The 25,582-nt window shown below is 66.3% G+C and carries 26 protein-coding genes; 11 read left to right on the forward strand and 15 right to left on the reverse strand.

Annotated features, from left to right (window positions below):
* Positions 1-79: 79 nt before the first annotated feature.
* Positions 80-1,933 (reverse strand): S8 family serine peptidase, encoded by a 1,854-nt coding sequence (locus tag FDY95_RS00825; protein ID WP_138074826.1) that lies wholly within the window; start codon positions 1,931-1,933, stop codon positions 80-82.
* Positions 1,934-2,096: 163 nt separating this feature from the next.
* Here FDY95_RS00825 and FDY95_RS00830 point away from each other — a divergent pair, with 163 nt between their 5' ends.
* A complete protein-coding gene (locus FDY95_RS00830; RefSeq protein WP_246073891.1) occupies positions 2,097-2,930 on the forward strand; it encodes an OmpA/MotB family protein in 834 nt (277 codons plus the stop codon).
* A gap of 361 nt (positions 2,931-3,291) precedes the next feature.
* Positions 3,292-5,271, forward strand: coding sequence for a sensor histidine kinase (locus FDY95_RS00835; RefSeq protein WP_138074827.1), 1,980 nt, complete (start codon positions 3,292-3,294; stop codon positions 5,269-5,271).
* Positions 5,272-5,349: 78 nt separating this feature from the next.
* Here FDY95_RS00835 and FDY95_RS00840 read toward each other — a convergent pair whose 3' ends face one another.
* The 5 genes from FDY95_RS00840 to FDY95_RS00860 all read right to left on the reverse strand — a co-directional run bounded on the left by FDY95_RS00840 (position 5,350) and on the right by FDY95_RS00860 (position 9,708).
* Positions 5,350-5,916 (reverse strand): 2'-5' RNA ligase family protein, encoded by a 567-nt coding sequence (locus tag FDY95_RS00840; protein ID WP_171025469.1) that lies wholly within the window; start codon positions 5,914-5,916, stop codon positions 5,350-5,352.
* Positions 5,917-5,929: 13 nt separating this feature from the next.
* Positions 5,930-6,385, reverse strand: coding sequence for a DUF4275 family protein (locus FDY95_RS00845; RefSeq protein ID WP_138074829.1), 456 nt, complete (start codon positions 6,383-6,385; stop codon positions 5,930-5,932).
* 80 nt (positions 6,386-6,465) lie between these two features.
* A complete protein-coding gene (locus FDY95_RS00850) occupies positions 6,466-7,857 on the reverse strand; it encodes a M28 family peptidase (RefSeq protein ID WP_138074830.1) in 1,392 nt (463 codons plus the stop codon).
* Positions 7,858-8,129: 272 nt separating this feature from the next.
* Positions 8,130-8,912 (reverse strand): universal stress protein, encoded by a 783-nt coding sequence (locus FDY95_RS00855; protein WP_171025470.1) that lies wholly within the window; start codon positions 8,910-8,912, stop codon positions 8,130-8,132.
* Between the two features lie 244 nt (positions 8,913-9,156).
* Positions 9,157-9,708, reverse strand: coding sequence for a histidine phosphatase family protein (locus tag FDY95_RS00860; RefSeq protein WP_171025471.1), 552 nt, complete (start codon positions 9,706-9,708; stop codon positions 9,157-9,159).
* A 138-nt stretch (positions 9,709-9,846) separates the two neighbouring features.
* On the opposite strand from FDY95_RS00860, the gene FDY95_RS00865 reads away from it, so the two are divergent.
* Both FDY95_RS00865 and FDY95_RS00870 read left to right on the forward strand, forming a co-directional pair.
* The gene (locus tag FDY95_RS00865; protein WP_138074833.1) at positions 9,847-10,092 is read left to right on the forward strand and encodes a hypothetical protein; all 246 of its coding nucleotides are present in this window, start codon (positions 9,847-9,849) and stop codon (positions 10,090-10,092) included.
* A gap of 80 nt (positions 10,093-10,172) precedes the next feature.
* Positions 10,173-10,445: a hypothetical protein gene (locus FDY95_RS00870; protein WP_138074834.1), complete on the forward strand. Its 273-nt coding sequence runs from the start codon at positions 10,173-10,175 to the stop codon at positions 10,443-10,445.
* An 89-nt stretch (positions 10,446-10,534) separates the two neighbouring features.
* Here FDY95_RS00870 and surE read toward each other — a convergent pair whose 3' ends face one another.
* Complete coding sequence (surE, locus tag FDY95_RS00875; protein WP_138074835.1) at positions 10,535-11,410, reverse strand: 5'/3'-nucleotidase SurE; 876 nt, start codon at positions 11,408-11,410, stop codon at positions 10,535-10,537.
* 141 nt (positions 11,411-11,551) lie between these two features.
* Here surE and FDY95_RS00880 point away from each other — a divergent pair, with 141 nt between their 5' ends.
* On the forward strand, positions 11,552-12,211 hold the full coding sequence (locus FDY95_RS00880) for a hypothetical protein (protein ID WP_138074836.1): 660 nt from the start codon (positions 11,552-11,554) through the stop codon (positions 12,209-12,211).
* 122 nt (positions 12,212-12,333) lie between these two features.
* Positions 12,334-12,768: a DoxX family protein gene (locus FDY95_RS00885; RefSeq protein WP_138074837.1), complete on the forward strand. Its 435-nt coding sequence runs from the start codon at positions 12,334-12,336 to the stop codon at positions 12,766-12,768.
* Positions 12,769-12,783: 15 nt separating this feature from the next.
* On the opposite strand, the gene FDY95_RS00890 is transcribed toward FDY95_RS00885, so the two are convergent.
* Both FDY95_RS00890 and FDY95_RS00895 read right to left on the reverse strand, forming a co-directional pair.
* Positions 12,784-13,185, reverse strand: a complete 402-nt coding sequence (locus FDY95_RS00890; protein WP_138074838.1) for a RidA family protein — start codon at positions 13,183-13,185, stop codon at positions 12,784-12,786.
* A gap of 159 nt (positions 13,186-13,344) precedes the next feature.
* On the reverse strand, positions 13,345-14,007 hold the full coding sequence (locus tag FDY95_RS00895; protein ID WP_138074839.1) for a DUF3885 domain-containing protein: 663 nt from the start codon (positions 14,005-14,007) through the stop codon (positions 13,345-13,347).
* A 123-nt stretch (positions 14,008-14,130) separates the two neighbouring features.
* Between FDY95_RS00895 and FDY95_RS00900 the strand changes: the two genes are divergently transcribed.
* The 5 genes from FDY95_RS00900 to FDY95_RS00920 are packed head-to-tail and all read left to right on the forward strand — an operon-like array spanning position 14,131 to position 18,701.
* Positions 14,131-15,888: a M14 family metallopeptidase gene (locus tag FDY95_RS00900; protein WP_138074840.1), complete on the forward strand. Its 1,758-nt coding sequence runs from the start codon at positions 14,131-14,133 to the stop codon at positions 15,886-15,888.
* Positions 15,889-15,905: 17 nt separating this feature from the next.
* Positions 15,906-16,382 (forward strand): hypothetical protein, encoded by a 477-nt coding sequence (locus FDY95_RS00905; RefSeq protein ID WP_171025472.1) that lies wholly within the window; start codon positions 15,906-15,908, stop codon positions 16,380-16,382.
* A gap of 32 nt (positions 16,383-16,414) precedes the next feature.
* A complete protein-coding gene (locus FDY95_RS00910) occupies positions 16,415-17,320 on the forward strand; it encodes an ABC transporter ATP-binding protein (protein ID WP_138074842.1) in 906 nt (301 codons plus the stop codon).
* Between the two features lie 23 nt (positions 17,321-17,343).
* Entirely contained in the window at positions 17,344-18,111 is a 768-nt protein-coding gene (locus tag FDY95_RS00915) for an ABC transporter permease subunit (RefSeq protein WP_138074843.1), read from the forward strand.
* Positions 18,112-18,161: 50 nt separating this feature from the next.
* Positions 18,162-18,701 carry a hypothetical protein gene (locus FDY95_RS00920; RefSeq protein WP_138074844.1) on the forward strand — a complete coding sequence of 180 codons (540 nt, stop codon included), beginning with the start codon at positions 18,162-18,164 and terminating at the stop codon, positions 18,699-18,701.
* A 45-nt stretch (positions 18,702-18,746) separates the two neighbouring features.
* Here the strand turns inward: FDY95_RS00920 and FDY95_RS00925 are convergent, their stop codons facing one another.
* The 6 genes from FDY95_RS00925 to FDY95_RS00950 all read right to left on the reverse strand — a co-directional run bounded on the left by FDY95_RS00925 (position 18,747) and on the right by FDY95_RS00950 (position 25,488).
* Positions 18,747-19,583: a hypothetical protein gene (locus FDY95_RS00925; protein ID WP_138074845.1), complete on the reverse strand. Its 837-nt coding sequence runs from the start codon at positions 19,581-19,583 to the stop codon at positions 18,747-18,749.
* Between the two features lie 106 nt (positions 19,584-19,689).
* Complete coding sequence (locus FDY95_RS00930; protein WP_138075441.1) at positions 19,690-20,955, reverse strand: bifunctional 3,4-dihydroxy-2-butanone-4-phosphate synthase/GTP cyclohydrolase II; 1,266 nt, start codon at positions 20,953-20,955, stop codon at positions 19,690-19,692.
* Positions 20,956-21,073: 118 nt separating this feature from the next.
* Complete coding sequence (locus FDY95_RS00935) at positions 21,074-21,703, reverse strand: helix-turn-helix domain-containing protein (protein ID WP_138074846.1); 630 nt, start codon at positions 21,701-21,703, stop codon at positions 21,074-21,076.
* Positions 21,704-21,871: 168 nt separating this feature from the next.
* Complete coding sequence (locus tag FDY95_RS00940; protein ID WP_138074847.1) at positions 21,872-23,047, reverse strand: glycosyltransferase; 1,176 nt, start codon at positions 23,045-23,047, stop codon at positions 21,872-21,874.
* Positions 23,044-24,276: a glycosyltransferase family 4 protein gene (locus tag FDY95_RS00945; protein ID WP_138074848.1), complete on the reverse strand. Its 1,233-nt coding sequence runs from the start codon at positions 24,274-24,276 to the stop codon at positions 23,044-23,046. The genes FDY95_RS00940 and FDY95_RS00945 overlap by 4 nt, the downstream gene beginning before the upstream one ends.
* A 189-nt stretch (positions 24,277-24,465) precedes the next feature.
* On the reverse strand, positions 24,466-25,488 hold the full coding sequence (locus FDY95_RS00950; protein WP_246073892.1) for a potassium channel family protein: 1,023 nt from the start codon (positions 25,486-25,488) through the stop codon (positions 24,466-24,468).
* Positions 25,489-25,582: the final 94 nt, after the last annotated feature.

A 25,582-nucleotide genomic window follows, 5' to 3' on the forward strand; every position in this document is an offset into this window, starting at 1 on the left:
TGCCCGCCGTTGCCGTCATTGGCTTCCGACTACTGACTACCCAATACGGGCTACTGATTACCAAATACTGCATACCACGCTAGGGCAAGGGTTTTTCGGCCGTGTAGCCCCGGTAATGCACCCGCAGCACGTCGCCGGGCTGCCAGCTGCCGGCGGGCAGGCGCAGCACCGCCCGCTGCGACACCTCCAGCACTTCGTAGCGGCGCAGGCGGCCGCGGGCATCGGCCAGGTGCCAGTAGCAGTAATCGGGGTACGGCAGCGGGAGCGGCAGGCCAGGCGCCGGCGAGGGCGTGGGCCGCACCGGGGAGCTTCGCTCGCGGCCGGCGCGGGGCACCTGGGGGGCATTACGGCTGCTTTCGGCCAGGGCACCCACCGCCGCCACCGAGTCGGTGAACAGCGGCAGCGGCTGCAGGGCCAGCGTGGCTTCGGGCCGGATGACGACCTGCACCGCATTGGCCGCCACCACGATGTCGAGCGTGGGCACGGCCGGGGCGGGCGTGGCGGGGCGCAGGCAGCGGCTGGCCTGGGGCAGGCCGTAGCCGTGGGCGTAGTCGAAATACGGGTAGAGCGTGGCCGAGTGCTCCAGCAGGTGAAACAGCTCCATGGCCTTCAGCTCGCGGCGCTGCTGCCACACGCAGGCGGCCAGCCCGGCTACCAGCGGCGAGGCGAAGGACGTGCCTTCCAGCTCCTGCACGTCGCCGCCGGGCGCGGCCGTCATCACCACCCCGAAGGCCGTGACGTTGGGCTTCAGGCGGCCACCCACGGCGGGGCCGCAGGAGCTGAAGTCGGTGGTGAGCCAGGTGTCGGGGTCGAGGGCGCCCACGGCCAGCACCGAGTCGGCGTCGGCGGGCGTGCCGATGAGGCGCCACCGGTCGTCGTCGCCGTCGTTGCCGGCGGCGCATACCACCAGCATGCCCTTGCGGGCGGCCAGGTTGGCGGCGCGGGCCACCAGGCTGGTGCGCCCGTTCATCTGCTCGCGGAAGTAGCGCGTATCGGTGTAGCCCAGCGAGGAGTTGATGATGTCGGCCCCGAGGCGGTCGGCCCACTCGGCAGCGGCCAGCCAGGCTTCCTCCTCGGCGAAGGATTCGCGGCGCAATGCCTCGGTGCGGGCCAGCAGGTATTCGGCCTGCGGGGCCAGGCCCAGCGGAATACCCTCGGAAAGCCGGCCGGCTAGGCAGGCCAGCACCTCGGTGCCGTGCGAGCCGCCGTGCAGCGCATCGGGGCGGTGGCGCATAAAGTCCTGGGTGGCCACGATGCGCTTCTCGCGCCACAGGTGCCTCAGGGCCGGGTGCTCATCGGCCCCGCTGAAGCCCACGTCGAGCACGGCAATGCGCAGGCCGCGGCCGTCGAGGCCCTGGCGGCGCAGCAGCTCGCCGCCGAGGGTGCGCGTCTGGCGCTGGGCCAGCTGGCGTTCCTGGGAGGTCAGGTGCGGGGTGCTGTCGGGCGCGGCGGCGCGGCGTAAGGCGGCCCGGGCGAAATCAGCCGATTGCCCGGAGCGCGCCGCGCCATGGCGGGCAGGCTGCAGCGGGCGCGCGGGCATGGCCTCCACGGCGCGCACGCCGGGCAGCTGGCGCAGAATAGCAACCTGAGCGGGCGTGGCCCGGCAGGCCACGGCGTTGAACCAGCGGCTGGTCCCAGTCACCGAATCGACGGCGGCCCGCACCTGGCCCAGGTAATCGGGGCGCAGCGGGAAGTCGGAAGTATCGGCGGCGGGCAGGTGCTGGCGGCGACGGCGGGCCCGGGCCTGCGGGCTGAAGTAAGCCGCCGGCTCGAAGTGGACGCCGTGCTTGTCGCGCAGAAACACCCAGTACTTCGCTGATGACGCGGCCGGGGACGGCGCGCCGGGCGGGCACGCCGCCCGCGGGGCGGCGGCCGGGCGCAGCGGCTGGGCGGCCAGGGCCAGTAAACCAGCGAAAATCAGGCGAAAGAGCACCGGGTGGGGGAAAAGAGAAACGGGGCCGAAAATACGGGGGAAATAGCCGCGCTGCTAACCGCTGGCCGCCCCGGGCCAAAACTTCCGCCTCAGCGGCTGCGTAACCCGCCCCAGGCGACGCCCCGCCGCGGGCCCCGCTCCTCCCCTTTCCTACTCCCACACCATGATGCAATTTCCCGTTTCGCGCCGCCTGGCGGCCGCTTCGCTGCTGGCCGTGGCCCTGGTGGCCCCCGGCTGCGTGTCGCAGAAAAAATATACCGCCCTGCAAAGTCAGAACAGCGAGCTAACCAAGTCGCGCGACCAGCTGCAGGTGGAGAAAACCGCCCTGCAGCAGGACAAGGCCCGCACCGAAGAAGAGCTGCGCCAGCGCCTGGCTTCGCGCAGCCAGCAGGTCAACCAGCTCAACCAAAACCTGAGCGGGGCCGAAGCGCAGAACACCCAGCTCTCGGCCGACCTCAAGGACCGGGAGCAGCGCCTGGCCGATCTGCAGAAGAAGCTGGCCGAGAAAGACGCCGCCGTGCAGAACCTGCGCAAGCGCGTGGCCGACGCCCTACTGGGCTTCAACGCCCAGGACCTGCAGGTGAACCTAAAGAATGGCAAGGTGTACGTGTCCCTGTCGGAGCAGCTGCTGTTCAAGTCGGGCTCGACCAAGGTGGACCCGCGCGGGCAGGACGCGCTGCGCAAGCTGGCCACCGCCCTCAAGGGCAATCAGGACGTGAACGTGCTGGTGGAAGGCCACACCGACAACGTGCCCATCACCAAGGGCACCGCCGGCATGCGCGACAACTGGGACCTGTCGGTGCTGCGCGCCACCGAAATTACCCGCCTGCTCACCGAGGCCGGTATGGCGCCCGGGCAGGTGACGCCCTCGGGCCGCGCGGAGTACGTGCCGGTGGCCCAGAACGATTCGCCGCAGAACAAGGCCCTGAACCGCCGCACCGAAATCATCCTCACGCCCAAGCTCGACGAGCTGTTTCAGCTGCTGGAGCAGAACTAAGAGTTGTGGGCCAGCGGCGAACAGGCCGTCCAGCTGCCTGTTAGGGCCGGTTTACTGCTTGAGCACCACCATAGACCAGGCAGCGCAGCCATCCGTCCGTAGGCGACGCCCCTGGACGCCCCGGGCTTGATAGTTAGCAGGGGCTTCTCTTTTGCTGTGGCCCCAGGCAAACCAACTGTGGAAAACGAACCAGCCCACCGGCGAGCCAGCTCACCGGTGGGCTGGTTCATTTCCCGGCGGGCCTGTGTGCGCCAGCGTCTGCTGCTGGTCAGGCCCTGCCCGCTCAGGAGTATCCGCCACCTGCACGTAGATTTATCATCTTTGCTTCCGCGCTGCTCCGTGTATTCCCGCCACTTGTACCATGCCTGCCACGTCCGTCCCTCTCCCGCTTAGAGCCCTGCCCGCCGACGACCTGCTGGGCGACCTGCTGGCGGTATCGATGACCGGCGTCATTTACTACACACCCATCTACGACCCGGCCGGCTCGGGCGAGATTGTGGACTTTCGCTTCGAGTACCTCAACCCCACGGCGCAGCGCATGATGAGCATGCCCGAGGTGCCTACCGTGACGCACAACGAGCAGTGGCCCCACAGCATCGCCCACGGCACTTTCGCGTTTCACGTCGATGCCTACGTGAGCGGGGAGCCCCGCGAGTACAACATTAACTACCAGGCCGACGGCTACGACAACTACTACCGCCTGGCCGCCCGCCGCTCCGGCGACGGGCTGTGGGTGAGCTTCACCGACACGGCCGACCAGCCCCGCTCGCCCGTGGAAGTGGCGCTACGCGAAAGTCAGGCCCGCGAAAAGGCCGCCCGCGCCGAAGCCGAAATCCAGCGCCAGCGCTTCTACGAGGTGCTGATGCAGCTGCCCGCCCACGTGGCCGTGCACGAGGGGCCCGAGCAGGTATTCACGTTCGTCAACCCTGGCTACCAGCGCATTGCCAACGGGCGCGACCTGCTGGGGCAGCCGATTCGCACGGTCTGGCCCGAGCTGGCCGGCCACGGCATCCTCGATATCCTCGAACGCGTGTACCAGACCGGCGAAACGTTCAGCGCGGCCGGCATGCCGGTTCAGGCCGATTTCACGCGCACCGGGCAGCTGGAGCAGGTGTATTACGACTTCTTTTTCCTGGCCCTGCGCGACGCCCAGGGGCAGGTCACGGGGGTGCTCAACTTCTCCTACGACGTGAGCAGCGCTGTGCGGGCCCGCCAGCAGGTCGAGCAGCTGAATCAGGAGCTGGAAACGCGGGTGCAGGAGCGCACGGCCGCCCTGCAGGAAAGCGAATCCCGCTTCCGCATCATGGCCGACGCGGCGCCCAACCAGGTGTGGGCCGTCAATCCGGATTCCACCATCCGCTACGCCAACCAGGCTTTCCTAGACTTTGTGGGGGTGAGCCTGGAGCAGTACGTGGCCACGGGCTGGTCGGCCTACCTGCCGGCCGAGGAGCTGGAGCTGGCCCAGGCCACGCTGGAAACAGCCATTCGCACCCGCACGCTGTACGTGCTGGAGCACCGCATGCGCCGCCACGACGGGCAGTACCGCTGGCTGCTGGCCCAGGGCGCGCCCAGCTTTTATGCCAACGGGGAGCTGTACGGCTACGTGGGCTCGGCCATCGACATCACCGAGCTGAAGCAGGCCAACGAGCAGCTGCGGCGCACCAACGTGGACTTGGACAACTTCATTTACACGGCCTCCCACGACCTGAAGCAGCCGATTGCCAATATCGAGGGCCTGCTGCACGCCGTGCAGCACGAGTTGCCCCCGCAGTGCCGGGTTGGGGAAGTACCGCACATGCTGGAGCTGATGCAGGCCGCCATTGAGCGTTTTGGCCGCACTATCGGCCACCTGACGGAAATTTCGCGCCTGCAGCAGGAGCACAACCAGCCCGCTTCGCACGTCTTGCTGGCCCAAGTGGTACACGAGGTCGAACTTGATCTGGCCCCGCTGGTGGCGCGGACCGGGGCCCGGGTGGAGGCTCGCATTCCGGCGGACGTTACCCTGAACTTCTCGGAAAAAAACCTGCGCTCCGTCGTGTACAACCTGCTCAGCAACGCCCTCAAGTACCACCGTCCCAACCAGGTGCCGCAGGTGTCCATCACCTACACCCTGCTGGAGGCCTATCACGTACTGGCGGTGCAGGACGAGGGCCTGGGGCTGGACGTGGCCCAGGACCGGGAAAAGATTTTTGGCATGTTTCAGCGCCTGCATCCGCACGTGGAAGGCTCCGGCGTGGGCTTGTACATGGTCAAAAAAATCGTCGAAAACGCGGGTGGGCGAATAGAAGTGGAGAGTACGCTCAACCAGGGTGCTACTTTCCGGGTCTACTTTCCCCGCTAGCTGGCTTAGGTGGCTCCGCACAGGCGGCTACTGTCCGTCGGGGCCGCGTCGAAGGCAGTGCTACCGGGCCAGCTGGCATTACCACTCAAGCCTGAACTCCCCGACCGGCTGCCACTGCCGCCCGTCGTGCCGGAACAGCGTCAGCGCCGTGACCTGGAACGTGGCAGTATAGCGGCGGGCAGCAAAATCAACCTTAAGGGCCGGCACCTGGGCCGGCGGCAGGTCGCGGGTGGCCAGGGTCATGTGCGGGGTGAACGGGCGCGTTTCCAGCGGTACCGCGGGCAAGTCGGTGCGGCAGCGGGCCAGCAAAGCCGCGTGCAGCCGCTGCAACGCCTCGGCCTGCACCACGCGGACGAACAGCGTCCGATTCGCGAACCAGGCAAAATCCTGTAGGCTGACTGCAACGGACGGCTGCGCGGCCGCAAAATCGGCCAGCACGGCCTGGGCGCGGGGCTCGAACTCGGTCGGCGGCAGGCGAAATGGCGGAATGAGCGTGATGTGCGGGGGCAGGCGCACGGCGTTGCGCGAACCGGTCAGGCGGTGGACTTCCTGCTTTAGGGCCCAGACCTCGGAGAAGACGGGTTCGGGCGGCAGCGTGGCCAGCAGGTAGCGGGCGGGTGGCGGGGCGGCAGATAGTGGCTCCATCCGGATTCTTACGTCAAGCCATTCCCGCCGTTGAGGCCGGATCGGCGCGGGCAAAATACGGTCCAAAACCAGCCTCATGGGTCTGGCAGAAAACCCAATTCAGAGTGGGCTGCGTCACGTACACGTCGCGGCCTTCAGGTGGCCCCTGACTGGACAGCTCACGCAGCAGCGGCCAGGGTGGCAGCCGCACGCCCCGACACCGAAAGCCCCAGGCAGCCTGCTCAAAGAACACCAGGAAGGCCCTAACTGGCTGCGCTTCGTAGTCGGCCACAGCCGGCGCACCCGTAAGGTGCGGATGCAGTCGAAAGCTGAAGCAATGCCACAGAAATGGCTGCTGGCCGCCGCCAAACAACTGATGCCAGCGACGCTTCAACTCCTGCAACTCCTGCGGGCCAAATTCTTCTACCGATTCGACAACGGTTTCCAGCAATGCGCGCCACTGCTGCCGGCCCGGAGTAGCTCCACTCATGTTCACGCTGGTATCATTTAGTCACAAAAAGCCCCGCCAGATGGTGGCGGGGCCGTCAGGAGCGCGACTGTGGGACTGAGTTACAGTCCGTACTTGCTCAGCAAATAAATCAGCGAGGCCATGCCGGCGCCGCCCAGCTCCAGCTCGCGGCGGTGCACCTTGTCGAAGGTGTCGGCTGCCGTGTGGTGAATGTCGAAGTAGCGCTGGGAGTCGCAGTCGTAGCCGATGAGGGCCTGGGCCTGGCCTTTGAGCGGGCCGATGTCGGTGCCGCCGTGGCCGGCGGCAATGTCGCCGGCGTGGTAGGGCGCCAGCAGGGGGCGCCACTGCTGCAGCTTGGCCACCACGGCGGGGCTGCCCTCCACCCCGAAGCCGCGCGGGGTGAAGCCGCCGCCGTCGGACTCGATGGCGGCGAGGTGCTTTTCGCCGGCGGCCTTGGCCAGCTCGGCGTACTTGGTGCCACCGCGGTTGCCGTTTTCCTCGTTCATGAAGAGCACGGCGCGCACGGTGCGCTCGGGGCGCAGGCCGGCGGCCAGCAGCAGGCGCAGGGCCTCCATGCTCTGCACGCAGCCGGTGCCGTCGTCGTGGGCACCCTGGGCCAGGTCCCAGCTGTCGAGGTGGCCGCCCACGGTGATGATTTCGTCGGGGTGCTTCGAGCCCTTGATTTCGCCCACCACGTTGTAGGATTTCACCTCGGGCAGGGACTGGCAGGCCATTTCCAGCTCGAATTCCAGGCCGGCGTCCTGCTTGAGCGCGGCGCTGAGGCGGTCGGCGGCCAGGGTGCTGAGGGCGGCGGCGGGCACCTTGGTCACTTTGTCGTCGTAGCGGGTGGTGCCGGTGTGCGGGAAGTCGTCCTTGGCCGAGGTCATGGAGCGCACCAAAGCCCCCACGGCCCCGCGTTTGGCGGCTTCCACCGGACCACGGCCGCGCTGGTCCACGGCCCCGCCGTAGGCCTGCCCCGGCTCGATGAGCTTGTCGTCGAAGGGGCGGTTGAAGAACACGAACCGGCCCTTCACCTGGTCGTCGGGCAGCTTGGCCAGCTCGTCCCAGCTGCGCACCTCCACCACCTTGGCTTTCAGCTTACCGCCCGTGCCGACGGAGCCACCCAGCGCGCACACGGCCACGTCCTGGTTTTTGCCCTTGCCGGCTTTGAACGAGGCTTTTTCCTTGGCCCCGCGCACCCAGTGCGGCACCATCACCTCCTGCAAATACACCCGGTCGAAGCCCAGCTTTTCCATGGTCTGCTTGCCCCATTGCACGGCCTGCTCGGCCTGGGGCGAGCCGCTCAGGCGGGCGCCGATGTTTTGGCAGAGGTAGCGCAGGTTGTCGTAGCTCTGCCCGCGCAGCAAGGCCTCGTCGTAGATTTTGCGCAGGTTCAGCGAGTCGGTTTTGGCAGTGGTCTGGGCCTGGGCGGGAATGGTCAGCGCGGCGGAAAGCAGCAGGCCGGCCGCAGCGGAGCGGAAATGGTGGAGCATGAAGGCGGAAGAAAGTGGCGGCCCAGTAGGGCGCGGCAGTCAGAGACGCCGCCCGCGGGCCGGAAGTTGCAGGCCGCCGCTTCGGTCGAAGCGGCGGCCCCAAAGAAACAGCGCCGCTCGTAGCCGGCCAAACCAAAGGCCCAGTGGGCGCCTACTGAAGCCGCTCCCGATATCAGCTTCGGGCGTCCTCGTCGCGCAGCTGGCATAACAAAAACGCCGCGAGCGGTCAGGCTCGCGGCGGGCATGGTGGCTGGGGGGTTACTACCGAAGACTTAGGCCGTGGCAGTCGTAGCCGGGGCCTCGGCGGGCGGGGTGGCTACGGTCACGGGCTCGGCCACGGGCAGCAGCAGCACGGGCAGGGTGGCACGGCGCAGCACGCGGGCCGTCACGCTGCGGTGAAACAGCTGGCCCAGGAAGCTGCGGCGCCGGGCCAGCAGCACCAGCAGGTTGGCCCCGCGGGCCGTAGCGCTGCTCAGCAGGCCGTCTTCGGGCGTGGGGGCCAGGGGCTGGCAGAAGTCGATTTCGGCCTCGCCGGGCAGCAGGCCGCTGCGCTGGACGCTGCGCAGCACCTCGTTGCGACTCAGGCTGCTTTCGGGCGTGGTCGTGTAAGCCAGCGTCGGGGCGGCTTGCCAGGTGCTCAGCAGCTCCCGCAGGATGCCCGCAGCGGCCGTCGGCACGGCAAACGGCTCCCCATCGATGCCCACGACCACGCGGCGCGGGGGCAGCAGGGCGGCGGTTTCGGGCACCAGCAGCGCCGGGTACGGGCTGTGGCGCAGCAGCGGCAGGGCGCGGTTGGCCAGCAAGGCGTCGAAGTACCGCTCGGTGCTCGTCAGGCCCAGCACCAGCAGCAGGGGCTGGTAGCGGGCCACGGCAGCCGCCAGCGCGTCGCCGAATGTACCATCGACGACTTCTACCACGGTGGGCACCAGCATGTCGGCCGCAATACCTTCCAGCGCCTCGGTTATCTGCTGCCGGTCGTAGTACATGACGTTGCCCACGGCCAGGCTCGATTCGGCGGGCACGATGGGCGGCTGATATACGTGCAGCAGCACCACGCGGGCGCCCAGGGGGCCCCAGCTGGGCGGCGTAGCGGCGGGCGCGCTCGGCCGCCGGCGAAAGGTTGGTGAGTACGACGAGGGTGTCCATGCAAAGGAGCGGGTTGGAGTACGGCGTAAAGGTGCTCCACCCCCGCGGCGGCGGGCATGACGCTCGTCAGTTACATGGACTAATGTTCATCAGCCTCGCTCCCAGCAGGCTTTTTCCGCTGTAGGCAGCTTCGGACGTAATGTGGCGGCGGGCCTACTTGCCCGCCCCGTAGCGGCGCACGGTGGCCGTGGCCGGGCCGCCGCTGGCCGGCAGCGTCACCACGAACAGGTAGCTGAACTCGTCGTCGCCAATGGCTTTGATGGGCCGCGGGGCTCCCAGGGCCTCAATGGTTTCGAGCACGGTGTTGGAGTGGCCCACCACCAGCGCCGCTTTGCCGGCCGGCGTGACCTGCCGAATGCGGGTGGCCAGGGCAGCCAGGCCGGGCGGGTCGGCTACGTACGACTCGGGGCTGATTTTGCGCGCTTCGGCCAAGGGCGCGGCCGTGTCGCGGGTGCGCTTGGTGTCGGTGCTGTAGATGGCCACGATGGGCTCCTTGCGCAGCACGTCGCGCAGGGCCTGGGCGCGCAGGGCGCCGGCGGCGCTGAGGGGCTGCTCGGCGGGTTTCTGCGGGTCGGCCAGCGGGCCTTTTTCGGCGTGGCGCACCAGGTACACGGTCACGGCCTTGGGCTTGGCCGCCTCGGGGGCGATGAAAGCGGCGGTGCCGAGCAGCGGCAGCAGGCAAAGCAAACGAAGCAGGAAAGGCATCAGCAGGAACTCAATAGAAAGTGGAGCAAAGAAAGCAGGGCGGGCAAGATACGCGGCCCGGGTCGGCTTCCTCATTTCAGCTTCACCTCGGCGGCCTAGGTTTCGGCCACAACCATCACCTTAACTCCCATTTCTCCCATGAAAAAGTACCTGCTGCTCCTCGTCGCCGTTTGCCTCAGCGCCGCCGCCGCCTCGGCCCAAACCACCCCGGGCACCACCACGACCACCACGACCACGCAAACCGGGAAGAAAGCCGGCAAAGTGATGAAAAAAGACGCCAAAGACGCCGGTGCGCCGAAAAGGGACGCCAAGGACACCAAGAAGATGATGAAGAAAGGCGACATGCAGAAAACCACCACCACGACCACCACCGACAAGATGTAAGCAGGGCGCCCGGCCCGGCTGCATCCCGGCGGGGCCGTTGCGCGTTCAAGCTCTAACCTTCCACTTTCCCCACACTCGTCATGAAAAAGCACCTCCTGCTACTCGCCGCCGGCGCCCTGCTCAGCACCGCCGCCTCGGCCCAGACCACGCCCACGAAGACGACCACCACGACCCAGTCGGGCACGACCTCGACGCGGACCAAGACCATGACCACGCCCAGCGGCCAGACCAAGACCTCGGGCCAGTACAAGTCCTCGTCGCAGCACCACCAGACGATGACGCACACCACGCCCAGCGGCATCACCAAGACCCAGACGTCGAGCACGGCCACTAAGGCAACGGTGAAGCAGTAACGCTTGCCGCTTGCCCGAAACACGACGCGCCCCGGTCCACAAGAGCCGGGGCGCGTCGTGTTTCGGGGTATTTTCAGACCGATGTTATTCTAACCCTGCGGGTTGGCCGGGCCGTAGTCGCCGGGGCTGACGGGGGTGGGCTGCTCGGGCTCGGCGGGCGTGGGGCGGCCGGGCAGCTGCAGCGTCCAGGCGCCGTGCAGCTCGCGCAGGCCGGCGTGGTGGGTGAAGTCGAACTGGCAGGGCACGATGCTCACGTAGTTGTGGGCCAGGGCCCATTCGTCGGTGTCCTCGGCGTGGATTTCCTCGTTGAGGAAGTTGCCGAGCACCCAGTAGTACGGCCGGCGGTACGGGTCCTGGCGGGTGTCAAATTCCTCCTGCCACTTGGCCCGGGCCTGCCGGCACACCTTGGCCCCCACGATGGGGTCGTCGGATTTCTTGGGAATATTCACGTTCAGGGCCGTGCCGGCGGGCACACCCTTGCTAAGCGCCTCACGGGCCACGTGCTCAATCCACGGCTCGGCGTGCGAGAAATCGGCCTGGTGCGAAAAGTCGCAGAGCGAGAAGCCGATAGCGGGCAGCCCCTCGATGGCCGCTTCCAGCGCCGCCGACATGGTGCCCGAGTAAATCACGTTCACCGAAGCGTTGGAGCCGTGGTTGACGCCCGACACCACCAGGTCGGGCCGGCGGCCCTTCAGCACCAGGTGCTTGGCAATCTTGACGCAGTCGGCCGGGGTGCCCGAGCAGGTGTAGGCCTCGATGCCCTCGAACAGCTGGCTGCGGTCGAGGCGCAGCGGCTCGCTGAGCGTAATGGCGTGGCCCATGCCCGACTGCGGGGCGGCGGGCGCCACCACCACCACTTCGCCCAGGCGGCGCATCACGCGCACGAGCACCGCAATGCCGGGGGCGGCAATGCTGTCGTCGTTGGAAATCAGAATCAGCGGCTGCTTGGGGGTGTCGAGGCTCACGGCAAAAACGGGTTGGTCGGCAGTAGATACGGCGGCAAAGGTAGAGCGGGGATGGAAAACGGATAATTAACGAATACAAACGGCTGCCAAACAGCGGGCCGCGGCTCAACGGTTGGCAGCCAAGTATCGTAGGTTTGGGCCATGCTTCGCCTCTCCTCTACCCTGCCCGCCGCCGGGCTGGCCCTGCTGCTGGCTGCCTGCGGCCCCACCGAACGGCCCGCCGCCAACCCCACCGCCGCCCCGGCTGCGGCCCCAGCCGCCACCACGCCGCCGGCAACCCCGGATTCGGCGGCGCCTACCACTCTTATTCCGACGGCCAAGGACGAGCACCTGCTGCTCCAGCCCGGCTACGTGGGGCCGTTGCGGCTCAACATGAAAGAAGCCGACCTGCTGACTTTGCTGCCGCCGAGCACGCTCACCAAAACCACCCGCAGCCTCGAAGGCATCGAATACCCGGTGTATGAGTACCGTCCCGACGACGCGCCAGCCGGCTCGCCCCCGCTGCTGCTGGAAATGGTGGGCGCGGTGGAAGACGGCGGCAACCGCCTCTGGCGCGTGCAGCTGCAGGACGCGCGCTACCGCACGGCCGAGGGCATTGGGGTGGGCAGCACCTACGGCGAGGCCCGCCGGGCCTACGGTGTGCAGACCATCGAGCGGGCCGAAGGGCGGCTGGTGGCCGTGTCGGAGCGCGTGGGCATGACCTGGGTGCTCGACAAAGCCGGTCTGAACCTGAACCGCACGTTACGCAAGGACGACGTGCCGCCCGCCACGCGCATCACCGGCATTATACTTTACCAGTAGAACTTGGCTTTTGGCGGTGCGAATCAGCCGACGTTTGTGTACTTTGGCGGCGCAGGCCCGCCACTTCGTTCGTTATCCGCCTCCCGGGCCGGCCGCTCTCACCCCACACCTAGCCTGCCGCCATGCCCCTGCTCGAAAACCGTTACCGCTACGCCGACCTCGGGCTGCTGCTGCTGCGCCTGGGCCTGGGCGTGATGATGGTCGTTCACGGCTACCCCAAGCTGATGGGCGGGCCGGAGAAATGGACGGCGCTGGGCGGGGAAATGCGCCACCTCGGCATCAACTTCGCTCCCGCCGCCTGGGGCCTGGCCGCCGCCATTGCCGAAACCATCGGCGGGCAGCTGCTGGCGCTGGGCCTGCTGTTTCGCTGGGCCTGCGGGGCGCTGCTCATCACCATGCTGGTGGCGGCCGTGTCGCATCTGGCCGTGGGCGAAGGGTTCGGGGACTACTCGCACGCGCTGGAAAACGGCATCGTATTTCTTGGCCTGCTGCTCATCGGCCCGGGCAAATACAGCGTGGATCAGCAGGTGTTTCCGCCCAGCCGGAAGCGGTACTGAGCATCTGGCCAGTCTTCAGCCTTCGACGAAGGCCGTGGCTTCGATTTCCACCAAATACTCCGGGCGCCCCAGCGCCGCCACGAACAGCACCGTGATGGTGGGCGGGGCGGCATTCGGGCCCATGACCTCCTGCGCGGCTTTGAAGCCTGCCTGCACGTCCTGGCCCTGCACCAGGTAAACGCCCAGGCGCACCACCTCAGCCCAACCGGCGCCGGCGGCTTCCAGGGCCGTTTGCACGTTCAGCAGCGCCTGCCGCGTCTGGGCCGTCAGGTCGCCGGAACCGACGAGCTGGCCCTGCGCATCCACCGCGTTCTGCCCGCCGACGTAGATGGTGCGGCCCGGTCCCTGCGTCACGATGGCCTGGGAAAAGGCGGGGCTCTGGAAGAGGTCGGCGGGGTTGAGGCGCAGGATGCTCATGGCGTTGGGCAGAAAAATGGGTTTGATAAGGCGCTTTGCCGCTGAAGTCCGGGTCGGATGCGTACGTCAGGGCGCGGGGCCGAGTTGAAGCCTGCTCCGGGGTATGGGGTGGCCGCTTCGGCCCAGTCGGAAGCGGCATTCAACTCGCCCAAAACCCGGCTACTGCGCTGGACTGCCGCTCATGCGCAGATCTATCTCTTCACGGTCGTATTCCAAAATCCAATCGTTGAACCGCTGATAGATTGGTTTCAGCGCTACGATTTCGGTAGCCAGGATATCGAGCCCCCGGTCATCGTACATGTGAAAAATCATTTTCCGGTCGATGTTGAGTAGGTAGATTTCCGTAGCGTTCAGCACGCCTTTTTGCCTGAGTCGCGGCTGGTAAGGCGGAAAATCGGTGTTGGCAATGGTTTGCAGCAGGTTCTGGTAGTTGAGGCGACTCACCGCTATTCTGCTCGCCGCAGTGTTCCACACGTCGAACCGGTCACGCTCGTACCGCTGATACGCTTTGGCGTAACTCACCTCCGGCCGCCGCAGGTCCGCAATTTGCCGAAAGCCATAGTTGCCAAAGCGAATCTTGCCCCGGCGGTACCGACGCTCCATGAGCACAAGGAGTACGGTATCCGTGGGCGCAAATACGGCCTCCCATAACGCCGTAGCCCGCCTGTGCACTTCCTGGAAATAGGCGGCCGTGTCGGTGCCGTTATCCGTTTGCAGATCGAAGCGCAACGCCTTCCGCCAATTGTAAAACAAGGGAGCACGCAGGCTCAGGCCGGGAAAGTAATCGGCTAAAAAGCGCCAGCAGGCTTGTATGGCGGTCATTGATCAAGGGCTAGGGACACAAGCAAAGATGAACCGGTTGACGCCGGCAAAAGTAATCTTCCGCTCCACCGTCGCGCCTTTTCCGCCGCATCTGTGGCATCTTGCCGCCCCGAACGTTTCCCCATGCTTGCGACCCTTATGCTAGCCGCCGCCCTGCACGCCACGCCCGCCGCCGACAAACCCGACTGGCAAACGCCCTTTGAGAAGGGCAACGGCAACACCACCGCCACCTACGCCGAGTGCATCGACTATTACCGGCGCCTCGACGCGGCCTATGCCGAAGTAACCCTGCGCGAAGCCGGGCCCACCGACAGCGGGGAGCCCCTGCACGAAGTCGTCATTTCCCTCGACGGCGACGCGGACCCGGCCTCGGTGCGGCGCAAAAACCGGCGCGTGGTCTTTATTCAGAACGGCATTCACCCCGGCGAGCCGGAAGGCATCGACGCCTCGATGATGCTGGTGCGCGACTACCTGCAGGACAAAAAGCTCCGGCAGCAGCTGGAAAACCTGACGCTGGTGGTGGTGCCCGTCTACAACGTGGACGGGATGCTGAACCGCAACAGCCACACCCGCGCCAACCAGAACGGGCCCGAGCAGTACGGCTTCCGCGGCAACGGCCGGCACTACGACCTGAACCGCGACTACATCAAGCAGGAGTCGCGCAACGCCCGCTCGTTTGCCGCGCTGTTTCAGGGCTGGCGGCCCGAGGTGTTCGTGGAGACGCACACTTCCAACGGCGCCGACTACCAGTACACCATGACGCTGATTGCCTCGCAGAAGGACAAACTGCACCCGGTACTCGGCCAGTATCTGCAGCAGCGCCTGCTGCCCGCCCTCTACGGTGGCATGGAGAAGCGCCAGTGGCCGATGACGCCCTACGTGGACTTCGACGGCCAGACGCCCGAAAGCGGCCTGATCGGCTTTTCCGACTCGCCGCGCTACTCCACCGGTTACGCGGCCCTGTTTAACTGCATCGGCTTCATGCCCGAGACGCACATGCTGAAAGCCTTCCGGCCGCGCGTCGAATCCACCTACGCCCTGCTCGACGAGGTCATCCACTTCGTGCACCGCGACGCGGAGGAGCTGGGCAAGGCCCGCGCCGAGGCCGACCGGCAGCTGCTCACCCAGACGCTGTTTCCGCTGACCTGGCAGCTGGACAAGGCCCAGGTGGAGGAGCTGCAGTTCCGGGGCTACGAGGGCCGCACCAAGCCCAGCGAGGTGAGCGGCCTGCCCCGGCTGTACTACGACCGCGCCGCGCCCTACACCCGCCCGGTGAAGTACTACAACACCTACCGCCCGGGCGTGTCGGTGCCGAAGCCGGCCGCTTACCTGATTCCGCAGGCCTGGGAAACCATCATCGAGCGGCTGCGGCGCAACGGCGTGCAGCTGCAGCGCCTCACCCAGGATGCCACCGTGGAGGTAGAAGCCCGCTACATCGAAGATTTCCAGACCACGCCGCGCCCCTTCGAAGGCCACTACGTGCACTCGAAAGTGGAGCTGCGCCCGGTGCTCCAAACCCAGCAGCTGCGCCGCGGCGACTACGTAGCCCGCCTCGACCAGCCCGCCGCCCGCTACTTGGTGGAAACGCTGGAGCCGCAGGCCGTCGACTCGTTTTTCGCCTGGGGCTTCTTCGACAGCATCCTGCAGAGCAAGGAGCACTTCTCCGACTACGTGTTCGAAGACCTGGCCGCCGAGGTGCTGCGCCGGCAACCGGAGCTGCGCCAGCAGCTGGAAGAAAAGAAAAAAGCCGACGCGGCCTTCGCCAAGGACGCCGCCGCCCAGCTCGACTGGGTGTACCGCCGCTCGGAGTACGCGGAGCCGGGCTACTGCCGCTACCCGGTGCTGCGGCTCATGGGTCAGGAGCAATTGAAAGTGGAGTAACGCTTGTCAACTCATCAATGATGCGCAACGCCTTTATCTGCTTAGCCGGCGGCACAGCCTCACTGCTCGGCGCATGCTCTTCTGGAACCGAGGGCAACCCGTCTACTGCGAAAGCGCCCCGGCTTCCTCGCCTTTCCCTTGAAAGTCCGCGGCGAATTGCCGCGGCCCGTGACACCATCTACCCCGGCCAGCTCTACCAACGTAAAGTCTTTCTCAACAACGGGGCGTTGCGGCAACTGGCTGCTACGTCAAATTATCCTTACTCCGTGGTAGCGAGAACCTTTCTACCTGATCAGCCCGGTATTACCCTAGACCATACCTGGGCCGGGGATACCTGCTACGTAACAATCGACCCTTCGAAAGTGCCCGGGCACCCGGCGGCCATTACGTGGCAATGCATGTTTCATATTGACTACAAAGGCAATGGCAAGGCAACCGACACAGTTTTTGCCATTCGCGACGTCGTGGTAGTTGATAAACAACCGAGCCGCTAATCCTACACTGGTTCTGCAACTTTTTCCACCCCATGTCTGCCATCCTCGATATTGAGCACCTGACCAAGCGCTACGCCCGCACCACCGCCGTGCAGGACCTTTCGCTGAGCGTGCCCGCCGGCAGCGTGTTTGGCTTGCTGGGCCCCAACGGCTCGGGCAAAACCACTACCCTCGGCATTGCCCTGGGCGTGCTGCACGCCAGCAGCGGCGCGGTGCGCTGGTTCGGGGCGGCGCCCACGGCCGAGGCCCGCCGCCGGGTGGGCGCCCTGCTCGAAACGCCCAACTTCTTCCCCTACCTCACGGCCCGCCAGAACCTGCAGATCAGCGCCGACACCAAGCGCGCCGCCCCCGCCACCATCGACGCGGCGCTGGAAACGGTGGAGCTGGCCGGGCGGCAGCACGAGCCGGTGCGCGGCTTTTCGCTGGGCATGAAGCAGCGCTTGGCCCTGGCCGCCGCCCTGCTCGGGCAGCCCGAGGTGCTGGTACTCGACGAGCCCACCAACGGCCTCGACCCCCAGGGCATTGCCGACGTGCGCCGCCTGATTCAGCGCCTGAGCGCCGAGGGCCGCACCATCATCCTGGCCAGCCACCTGCTCGACGAAGTGCAGAAGGTGTGCACCCACGCCGCCGTGCTCCACCAGGGCCAGCTGCGCGCCGCCGGCCCGGTCGGCCAGATCCTGGCCGCCACCGACCGCGTGCACCTGCGCCTGGCGCCCGACGCCGACCCGCAAACCCTGCTGCGGGCCCTGGCCGCCGTGCCCTTCGCCCAGGACGTGCAGCCCGCGCCCGGCGGAGCCTGCTCGCTCGCCCTGGCCCCCGGCCACTCCCCCGCCGACCTCAACCGCGCCCTCTTCGCCCAGGGCCTCGCGCTGGCCCACCTCAGCACCGAGCAGCGCAGCCTGGAAAATCAGTTCCTGCAGCTGATTCAGAACTCCTAATTCCGCATTCAGCACTCCACATTATGCTTCGTACCGAGCTTCGCAAGCTGCTGCCCTACCGCACGGCCTGGGTGATTCTGCTGCTGTTTACCGGCCTGCTGGCCGCCACCGTGGCCGGGGCGGGCGGCGTCAACGTCAACGGGCAGCAGCTGGGGCAGGCGCTGTACGCGCTGCCGGGGCTGTGGACCAACCTGACGTATCTGGCCAGCTACTTCTCGTTGCTACCAGCCTTTCTGCTGATCATGCTCATCACCGATGAGTTTCAGTACCGCACCCTGCGCCAGCAGATTATCGACGGGGCTTCGCGCGAGCAGCTGGTGCTCGACAAGCTGCTGGTAACCGCGCTACTGGTGGGCTGGGCGGTGCTGTCGGTGCTGCTGGTGGGCGCGTATTTCGGGCTGACGCGGGCGGCCAATGCCACGCTGCCCGCGGTGCTGGCCGCCGCCCCGCGTCCGCTGCTGCTCTACGCGGCCCAGCTGCTGGGCTACCTCTCGCTGGCGGCGCTGCTGGCCGTGCTCATCCGCAAAAGCACCCCGGCCATCGTGGCGCTGCTGCTCTACGTGTGGGTGGTGGAGCGCCTGATCCGCTATTTCCTGCCCGATAGCATCGACCGGTTTCTGCCCATCAAAGCGCTGGATATTCTCACGCCCTCGCCCTTCGCGCAGACGCTCGACACCGTGCTGGGCCCGAGCGGGGCGCTGCTGCCCGGCGAGGCCGTGCCGGTGGCCCTGGCCTGGGCGGCGGTGTTTTGGCTGCTGAGCGCCGGCCTATTGCGCACCCGCGACCTGTAGCCGCTACCTTTACTTCCTGACGGCGGCTTTTCCGCCGTCGCCCGATGCTCATGCGTCTGACTACTACTTTGCTTACCGGCGTCCTCCTGGCGCTGTCGGGGGCGGCTGCCGCCCAAACTATTACGCCCACCCTTGCCCCGGCCCAGACGCCCCAGGAACGGGCTCAGGCCGAAGCCGCCGCCGTGCGGGCCCGCGCCGCTGCGGCTCTGCAGGCTCGCTCCGAAGCCGAGGCCGCCGCCAAAACCGGCGGCCCGCGCATGACCGCGCCCATGGCCTCGGCCCAACTCATCTACGGCGACTACAGCTGCATTCAAAACGCGCTCGATGCCACCAAGCGCATGCAGTTTATCCCGAGAGGCGTTATTCAACTCAACAACAACGGCACCTACCGCTACCTCGACGGCAACACCACCGGGCGCTACACCTACGACGCCGCGACACGCCAAATCACCTGGCTCACCGGCTATTTTGCCGAGCACGCGCCCGCCAAGACCACATTCTCCATTGCCGACAAAGCGGGGCAGCTCGATATTGAGCTGCGCACCGGCACCGGCACCCAAAACTGGAGCTGCGGCTGCGCCAAGAAGTAATCAAGGTGCTGCGGCCAGCTTATTCAGCTAGGCCAGCCACTTAGATTAACGAGTTGCCCGTTGGAGCCCATTGGCATAGTCAACAATGACGGCCAGTTCATCTGGCTTCGTGTAACTCAGCTTATGGTAACGCGCATAGGTCTTAATGCGCGGTGCTGACTCTTGGAAATAGGACAGTAGCTCTGTCTTTGGTTGCCGCACTAGTAAGACGGAATCCGCTGACGTGACGTAGTACAGCCGGGTAACAGAATGCACGTCGTAGGGCCGGTTTCTCGCCGCCGACTGACTTTGCGTTGGCGCAGGTATTACTTTATGCGCCAGCAAATTGCGCGCATCCGTATTGAACGAGACCGGCACAAATGAATTATTGGCCGAGCCGGATTTCCGCTGCGGCTGATATCCCAGAGGGCGCGCCCACAACGTAGTGCGTTGCCACAGACAGATATTGCCTATGCTCAGCACCTCATAAAAGCCAGGCTCGGCTTCGGCAGTCAGCCTCGTGCGCATCACATTCCGATAGCTCACAAAGGCGTGCATCGTAGTGTCAAACACTGTTACCGCTTGATCCTGCGCACGCACGTTGCCACTGCCCAGGTTTTCAATTCGGGTGTTATCAAACAACAGCGTGGTGTAGAGCTGCTGGGTTAGCTGGCCTTTGGCAGCAAAAGCTTTTACGGTAAAGGGCGTCTGGGTGCTCTGCGTTCCATCGGCGGTCTTGACGATCAGCAGATTCTGTTCCGTATACAGCGTCAATTCGCCCCGCAGCGTATCACCGTTAGTCAGCAGCACGGTGCTGCTGGCAAAATGGCGCCCGACCTCCTGCTGGGCCCACGCTGGTACTAGTCCGAAGGTTAGCAAGCCTGATAATAAAAGCTGTTTCATGTTGCTACGGGTTTACTCAAACTACTGCTCGCTAAAAGCAGGCCAAAATATACCCAAAGCAACCAAAAAGCCCAGGCCGGACAACAGCGGCAGCAGCCCGCGTCGGCTACTGCGACGACAGCAGCTCGGCCGCGGCCTGGGCCGGGTGCGGGCCGCGGTCCTTCGTGAGGATGGTGTGGCCCAGCTTGTCGCGCTTGGTGGCCAGGTACCGCTCGTTGTGCTCGTTGGGCGTCACCTCGATGGGCACCGTGTCCACGATTTCGAGGCCGTAGCCGATCAGGCCGGTGCGCTTGCGGGGGTTGTTGGTGAGCAGGCGCATCTTGGTCAGGCCCAGGTCGCGCAGGATCTGGGCGCCCACGCCGTAGTCGCGCTCGTCCATGCCGAAGCCCAGCTCCAGGTTGGCTTCCACCGTGTCGCGGCCCTGCTCCTGCAGCTTGTAGGCGCGCAGCTTATTCAGCAGGCCGATGCCGCGGCCTTCCTGGTTCATGTACACCAGCACGCCCTTGCCCTCGCGCTCGATCTGCTGCATGGCGTGGTGCAGCTGGGGGCCGCAGTCGCAGCGGCAGGAGCCGAAGATGTCGCCCGTCACGCAGCTGCTGTGCACGCGCACCAGCACCGGCTCGTCGCCGCTGATGCCGCCTTTCACCAGGGCCAAGTGCTGGGCGCCGGTGCTGCGCTGGGTGTAGGCAATCAGCTCAAAGTCGCCCCACTGGGTGGGCAGCTGCACCGCAATTTCGCGGTCGATGAGGCTTTCCTGCTTGAGGCGGTACTTGATCAGGTCCTGCACCGAAATCAGCTTCAGATTCCACTTGTCGGCAATCTGGCGCAGCTCGGGCAGACGGGCCATTTCGCCGTCTTCCTTCAGAATCTCGACCAGCACCCCGGCGGGCTCGAACCCGGCCAGGCGGGCCAGGTCGATGGCGGCTTCGGTGTGGCCGGCGCGGCGCAACACGCCTTCCTTGCGGGCCTTGAGCGGGAAGATGTGGCCGGGCTTGCCCAACTCCTCGGGCTTGGTGTCGGGGTCGATGAGGGCCAGGATTGTCTTCGAGCGGTCGGAGGCCGAAATGCCGGTGGTCACGCCGTTCTTCAGCAGGTCGATGGACACGGTGAAGGGCGTGGCGTGCAGGGCGGTGTTGCGGCCCACCATCAGCTCCAGGCCCAGCGCCTCGCAGCGGTCCTCGATGAGCGGGGCGCACACCAGGCCGCGGCCGTGGGTGGCCATGAAGTTGATGACTTCGGGGGTGGCGCAGCGGGCGGCGCAGATAAAGTCGCCCTCGTTTTCGCGGTCTTCGTCGTCCACTACTACCACCACTTTGCCGGCGCGGATGTCGGCAATGGCGTCTTCGATGGGGTCAAGCATGGCTTGCTTCAGAAAGGGCGGCCGGCCAGGGGTAGCGGGCCGCGGGTTGGGTGTTGGGCTGACAACCGCCAGCGGCCCTACAAAGTTAACGGCCCGTTCGGAATCGTTGGCGGTAGTTGCCGAACAGTTGTTAGGCAGGCGCTGGAGCGGCCCCCAACAGCTCATCCAACGCCGTCCGCTCGGCTTCCAGACCGCGCAGGCGGGCCGTGCGCAGGGCCCGTTCGGTGGCGGTGAGCGGCTCCGGTGCGTCGGCAGCATCTTTGGCTAATAGCCGCAGCCACAACATATCCTCCTCGGGATGGGGCGCGGCAATCTGCCACATCTTCAGCAGCGCCGGCGCGGTGGGCGCGGTGGTGGTGGCCAGGCCCGTGCGCAGTACCTGCAACGCCCAGTGGCGGCGGGCATAGGTTTGCTGCCGCCGCCCCCGCCCCATCAGTTCCAATTTGATTTTGGCAATAGCGGCCTGCACATACAAGCGCCGGTAGCTCAGCTCGTCCCGGTCGGGCAGATCAGGGGCCGCAGTGGGCTCGGCGGTAAACTCGGGCGCGGCCGGCCCCTCGCCGCCCGGGGCGGGCATCCAGCGCAGCAACACGAACAGGCGCTGCAGGGCGGAATACGGCAGGGTGCGGCGGCCGGCTTCCACATTGGCCAGCAGCGCCCGGCTAATGCCCAGAAAATCGGCCAGCTCGGTCTGGCTAAGCGCAAAATGCGTCCGCACCTGGGCGCACAGCTCATGTGAATACGACTGCCGATACCGCATATACAGGGACGAATGCTCGGTTCAAGCGGTGGAACGCTTTTGCTAAAATAATAAAGGAGTGTTCCAATACCTGGAACACTCCCCGATCTTTTTCTCAGCAGTGTTCCAACCATTGGAACACTTTCTATTATTTCTCCCTGAAGTGTTCCAGTTGCTGAACCAGCCGGCCTACTCCGCCAGCAGCCGCGCCAGCCGCTCGGTGGTGCCATCCCAGGTGTACCGCTCGCGCACGAACTCCCTACCCTGCGCAGCCAAACCGGCAGCTTCCTCGGGGTGCTCCAGCAGCTGGCAGATGCTCTCGGCCAGCCCGTCGGTATCGGCCCCGACGAGCAGGTGCTGGCCGGGCGTGCCGCCGAGGGCGTTGTTGGCCAGCGGGGTGGTCACCGAGGGGCGGGCCATGGCCATGGCTTCGAGCAGCTTGTTTTGCAGGCCGGTGCCGGTGCGCATGGGCGCCACGAACACCCGCGCCGAGGCGTAAGCGGTGCGGATATCGGGCAGCCAGCCGCTGACTTTGACGGCTTCCGACTGCAGGGCCAGCACCCGGGCCGCGGGCGTGGTGCCGGCCAGCAGCAGCCGGGCGGCGGGGTGGCGGCGCCGCACGGCGGGCAGAATGCCCTCGGCCAGCCACTCGGCCGCTTCCACGTTGGGGTGGTAGGCCATGTTGCCGCAGAACACCAGCTCAAACGGCTCGTCGGCGGCTACGGCACCGGGGCGGAAAAATTCGGTGTCGATGCCGTTGGGCACCACCTGAATGCGCTGCCGCTGCTCGTGGTCGATGAGCTGCCGGTCCTGGTCGGAAATGATGGTGTGGTGACGGAACCAGTCGAAGGCGCGGGCCTCGTACTGCTGCAGGCGGCGGGCTTCGAGGGCCATGACGGGGCGCTGCCACAGCGGGGCCTTGCCGGCCCAGCGCTGCATGCCGGTCGAAAACACGTCCATGTAATCGAGCGTGAACGGGACGGCCGTGGCGTGGCGCCGGGCGTACTCGGCCATACGAATCAGCTGGCAGTAGCCGCGTTCGGGCCGGAACTCCCGCACCACGTCGGCCAGCCGGCGCTGGGCCGCCGCGTCGTGGAAGTAGCCGACCTGGAAGGGCTGGCCCTGCACGGCGGCCAGGGCCATGTTGGCAGCAATGCCGGGCTTCTGCAGCCGGTGCACGTGCACGCCGCCCCGGCAGAGCGGGGCCACGGCCGCGTGCGACGCGGGCGTCACGTCCTCGTCCGAGAGGGCGAAGAGGCAGACCTCGAAGTGACGGGCCAGGTAGCGCAGCTGGTGAAAGGCGCGGAGTTTGTCGCCCTTGTCGAGCGGATACGGAAAGCGGGACAGCAGGACGAGAAGCTTCATCGGGGCGGCAAAGCTACGGCCTGGCCCGCACCCACGCGCCGGTACAGCTCGACAAAACGCTGCACCACCTTGTCGTTGTCGTAGAGCAGCTGGGCGGTGCGCTGGGCCTGCTCGCCCACGCCCTTGTAGCAAAACTCGCCGTGGCAGTACTGGCGCAGCACCTCAATCCACTGCTGCGGGTCGTCGCACACCAGGATGTCGTGCAGGTGCCGCACGGCAATGCCCTCGGAGCCCAGGCCGGTGCTGATGATGCACTTGCCCAGGGCCATGCCCTCGATGATTTTGACCCGCATGCCGCCGCCCGATAGCAGGGGCACTATCATCACCTCGTACTCCTGCATGAACACCGGCGCCGAGGCCACGAAGCCGTGCACGTGCACGCCGGGCACGCGCAGGTCGCGGATGTGGGCCGGCATGTTCTTGCCGGCCACCTGCAGCTCCAGCTCGGGGTGGTTTTTGCGGGCTTCGGGCCACACTTTTTCCAGAAACCACTCCAGGCCCTCCACGTTGGGGCGCCAGTCGAGGGAGCCGAGGAAAAACAGCGTCTTGGGCTGGGCTTTGATGGCCGGGTCGGGCTGCACCCGCGTCAGGTCGACGCCGGCGGGGATGAACACCACCGGCTCGGGGCAGCCCAGCTGGCGCAGGCGGCGCTGGTCGGGCTCGGTGATGGCGGCCACGGCCGAGAAGCGCGGCAGGTAGCGGGCCTCGAAGCGCTTGAGGCGGCGGGCCAGGTGGCGCAGGTAGCCGGCTTTCAGCCCCTGCCGCTCGTTGCGGGCCAGCTGGTCCCAGATTTCGTGCTCCACGTTGTGGGCCCGAAGCACGGTGGGCACGCCGGGCGCCACGCGCTGCACCACGTCCACGTACCAGGCCACGAAGGTGCCTTCCATCTGCACCACGTCGAAGTGCTCGGTGGTGAGCAGCTCGGTCAGCTTGGCGGCCAGCGCCCCGGACATGAAGCGTTCCACGTTGTAGGGGTGCGGGCTGAAGAGCAGGTTGCGCAGGGCCTTGAGCGGCGAGAGGCTGGTGTCCACGTCCACGGTCACCAGGCGCAGGCCGGGGCCGAGGTGGGCCAACGCATCAGCCGCCTGCTGGTGCTTGGGCGTGTTGGCGGCCAGCAGCGTGACGGTATGCCCGGCGCGCACCAGGCCGGCGGCCACGTCGTACATGGCAATGGCGCCGCCATCGGTGGGCGGAAACGGGACGCGGGGACAGAGCTGTAGAACGTTCACGGACCGAAACGGCTGGACGGGTGGACTACAAAGATATTAGGGAACGGGGGTTGAACGTCATTCAGAGCGCAGCGAAGAATCTCGCTTGCTGACTCCCGATAGTAATTTCTCCACCAAGGTTACTATCTGACCAAACACGCGAGATTCTTCGCTACGCTCTGAATGACGTTCTTCTTGCCACTCTCCCACTCACCTTCTCAGCTCCTGCACCACGCGCAGGATCTGCTCGTCGGTGCCGAGCAGCAGCAGGATGTCGCCGGGGGCGGGGCGGAAATCGGCGGCGGGGCTGACTTCGAAGCGGCCGGCGCTGTCCTTGAGGCCGATGACGGTGGCGCCGGTGCGCGAGCGGACGTCCAGTTCGCGGATGGAGCGGCCGCGCAGGTCGGGGCGCAGGTCCTGGTAGGCCAGCTCTTCCAGGCGCAGGCGGTTGGGGCCCAGGCCGCTGATCATTTCCAGAAAGCGGATGACTTCGGGGCGCATCACCAGGTTGGCCATGTGCGAGCCGCCGATCTCGTCGGGCATCACCACCGAGTCGGCGCCGGCGCGCAGCAGCTTGCTCTCGGAAGTCTTGAGGGAGGCGCGGGCAATGATTTTCAGCCGGGGGTTCAGCTCGCGGGCCGTCAGGGTCACGAACACGTTGTCGGCGTCCTTGGGCAGGGCCGAAATCAGGGCGCTGGCCCGCTCGATGCCGGCTTGCTTGAGCGTCTCGTCGGCCGTGGCGTCGCCGAAGACCACCGGCACGGCGCTGTTGCCCAGGGCTTCGGCGTTGGCGCGCATCAGCTCCTGGCTCTGCTCGATGATGACGACTTTGGCCCCGTTGGCGCGCAGCTCGTGGTAGGCCTTGCTGCCGTTGCGCCCGAAACCGCAGACGATGACGTGGCCGTGGATGTGGCGGATTTCCTGATCGGTCATAAACATCTTGAAGAGGTTGCGCAGCTCCCCGTCGAAGAGGTACTGGGTGAGCACCGACACGAGGTAGGCCACCACCACCAGGTTGTACATGATGTAGAGCGAGACGAACAGCTCCCCGCGCTCCGACAGGGGCTTGACTTCCTCAAACCCGGTGGTGCTGATGGTAATGACCGTCATGTAGAAGGCCTGCAACCAGGTGTAGCCCTCGATGAGCATGAAGCCGGCCATGCCGATGCCCATGCTGAGCATCGAGAGGATGATGGCCAGCATGAGCCGGCTAAGGTTGGCGCGTTTCCACATATTGCTGCGAGCAGGCGAAGGTAGCGGGCGGCGGGGCTTTGTTGTGCGTGCCAGCAGCATTGCGTATCTCGCAGCGTTTATTCCGCCGTTCTTT

This window comes from Hymenobacter jeollabukensis (assembly GCF_005771675.1).
Lineage (GTDB): Bacteria > Bacteroidota > Bacteroidia > Cytophagales > Hymenobacteraceae > Solirubrum > Solirubrum jeollabukense.

What these genes read in the sequence shown, in the direction of transcription:
- FDY95_RS00830 (WP_246073891.1), top strand. Translation starts at nt 2,097, where the DNA reads ATGATGCAATTTCCCGTTTCGCGCCGCCTGGCGGCCGCTTCGCTGCTG.
- FDY95_RS00835 (WP_138074827.1), top strand. Translation starts at nt 3,292, where the DNA reads ATGCCTGCCACGTCCGTCCCTCTCCCGCTTAGAGCCCTGCCCGCCGAC.
- FDY95_RS00840 (WP_171025469.1), bottom strand. Translation starts at nt 5,916, where the DNA reads ATGGAGCCACTATCTGCCGCCCCGCCACCCGCCCGCTACCTGCTGGCC.
- FDY95_RS00845 (WP_138074829.1), bottom strand. Translation starts at nt 6,385, where the DNA reads ATGAGTGGAGCTACTCCGGGCCGGCAGCAGTGGCGCGCATTGCTGGAA.
- FDY95_RS00850 (WP_138074830.1), bottom strand. Translation starts at nt 7,857, where the DNA reads ATGCTCCACCATTTCCGCTCCGCTGCGGCCGGCCTGCTGCTTTCCGCC.
- FDY95_RS00860 (WP_171025471.1), bottom strand. Translation starts at nt 9,708, where the DNA reads ATGCCTTTCCTGCTTCGTTTGCTTTGCCTGCTGCCGCTGCTCGGCACC.
- FDY95_RS00865 (WP_138074833.1), top strand. Translation starts at nt 9,847, where the DNA reads ATGAAAAAGTACCTGCTGCTCCTCGTCGCCGTTTGCCTCAGCGCCGCC.
- FDY95_RS00870 (WP_138074834.1), top strand. Translation starts at nt 10,173, where the DNA reads ATGAAAAAGCACCTCCTGCTACTCGCCGCCGGCGCCCTGCTCAGCACC.
- FDY95_RS00880 (WP_138074836.1), top strand. Translation starts at nt 11,552, where the DNA reads ATGCTTCGCCTCTCCTCTACCCTGCCCGCCGCCGGGCTGGCCCTGCTG.
- FDY95_RS00885 (WP_138074837.1), top strand. Translation starts at nt 12,334, where the DNA reads ATGCCCCTGCTCGAAAACCGTTACCGCTACGCCGACCTCGGGCTGCTG.
- FDY95_RS00890 (WP_138074838.1), bottom strand. Translation starts at nt 13,185, where the DNA reads ATGAGCATCCTGCGCCTCAACCCCGCCGACCTCTTCCAGAGCCCCGCC.
- FDY95_RS00895 (WP_138074839.1), bottom strand. Translation starts at nt 14,007, where the DNA reads ATGACCGCCATACAAGCCTGCTGGCGCTTTTTAGCCGATTACTTTCCC.
- FDY95_RS00900 (WP_138074840.1), top strand. Translation starts at nt 14,131, where the DNA reads ATGCTTGCGACCCTTATGCTAGCCGCCGCCCTGCACGCCACGCCCGCC.
- FDY95_RS00905 (WP_171025472.1), top strand. Translation starts at nt 15,906, where the DNA reads ATGATGCGCAACGCCTTTATCTGCTTAGCCGGCGGCACAGCCTCACTG.
- FDY95_RS00910 (WP_138074842.1), top strand. Translation starts at nt 16,415, where the DNA reads ATGTCTGCCATCCTCGATATTGAGCACCTGACCAAGCGCTACGCCCGC.
- FDY95_RS00915 (WP_138074843.1), top strand. Translation starts at nt 17,344, where the DNA reads ATGCTTCGTACCGAGCTTCGCAAGCTGCTGCCCTACCGCACGGCCTGG.
- FDY95_RS00920 (WP_138074844.1), top strand. Translation starts at nt 18,162, where the DNA reads ATGCGTCTGACTACTACTTTGCTTACCGGCGTCCTCCTGGCGCTGTCG.
- FDY95_RS00925 (WP_138074845.1), bottom strand. Translation starts at nt 19,583, where the DNA reads ATGAAACAGCTTTTATTATCAGGCTTGCTAACCTTCGGACTAGTACCA.
- FDY95_RS00935 (WP_138074846.1), bottom strand. Translation starts at nt 21,703, where the DNA reads ATGCGGTATCGGCAGTCGTATTCACATGAGCTGTGCGCCCAGGTGCGG.
- FDY95_RS00940 (WP_138074847.1), bottom strand. Translation starts at nt 23,047, where the DNA reads ATGAAGCTTCTCGTCCTGCTGTCCCGCTTTCCGTATCCGCTCGACAAG.
- FDY95_RS00950 (WP_246073892.1), bottom strand. Translation starts at nt 25,488, where the DNA reads ATGTGGAAACGCGCCAACCTTAGCCGGCTCATGCTGGCCATCATCCTC.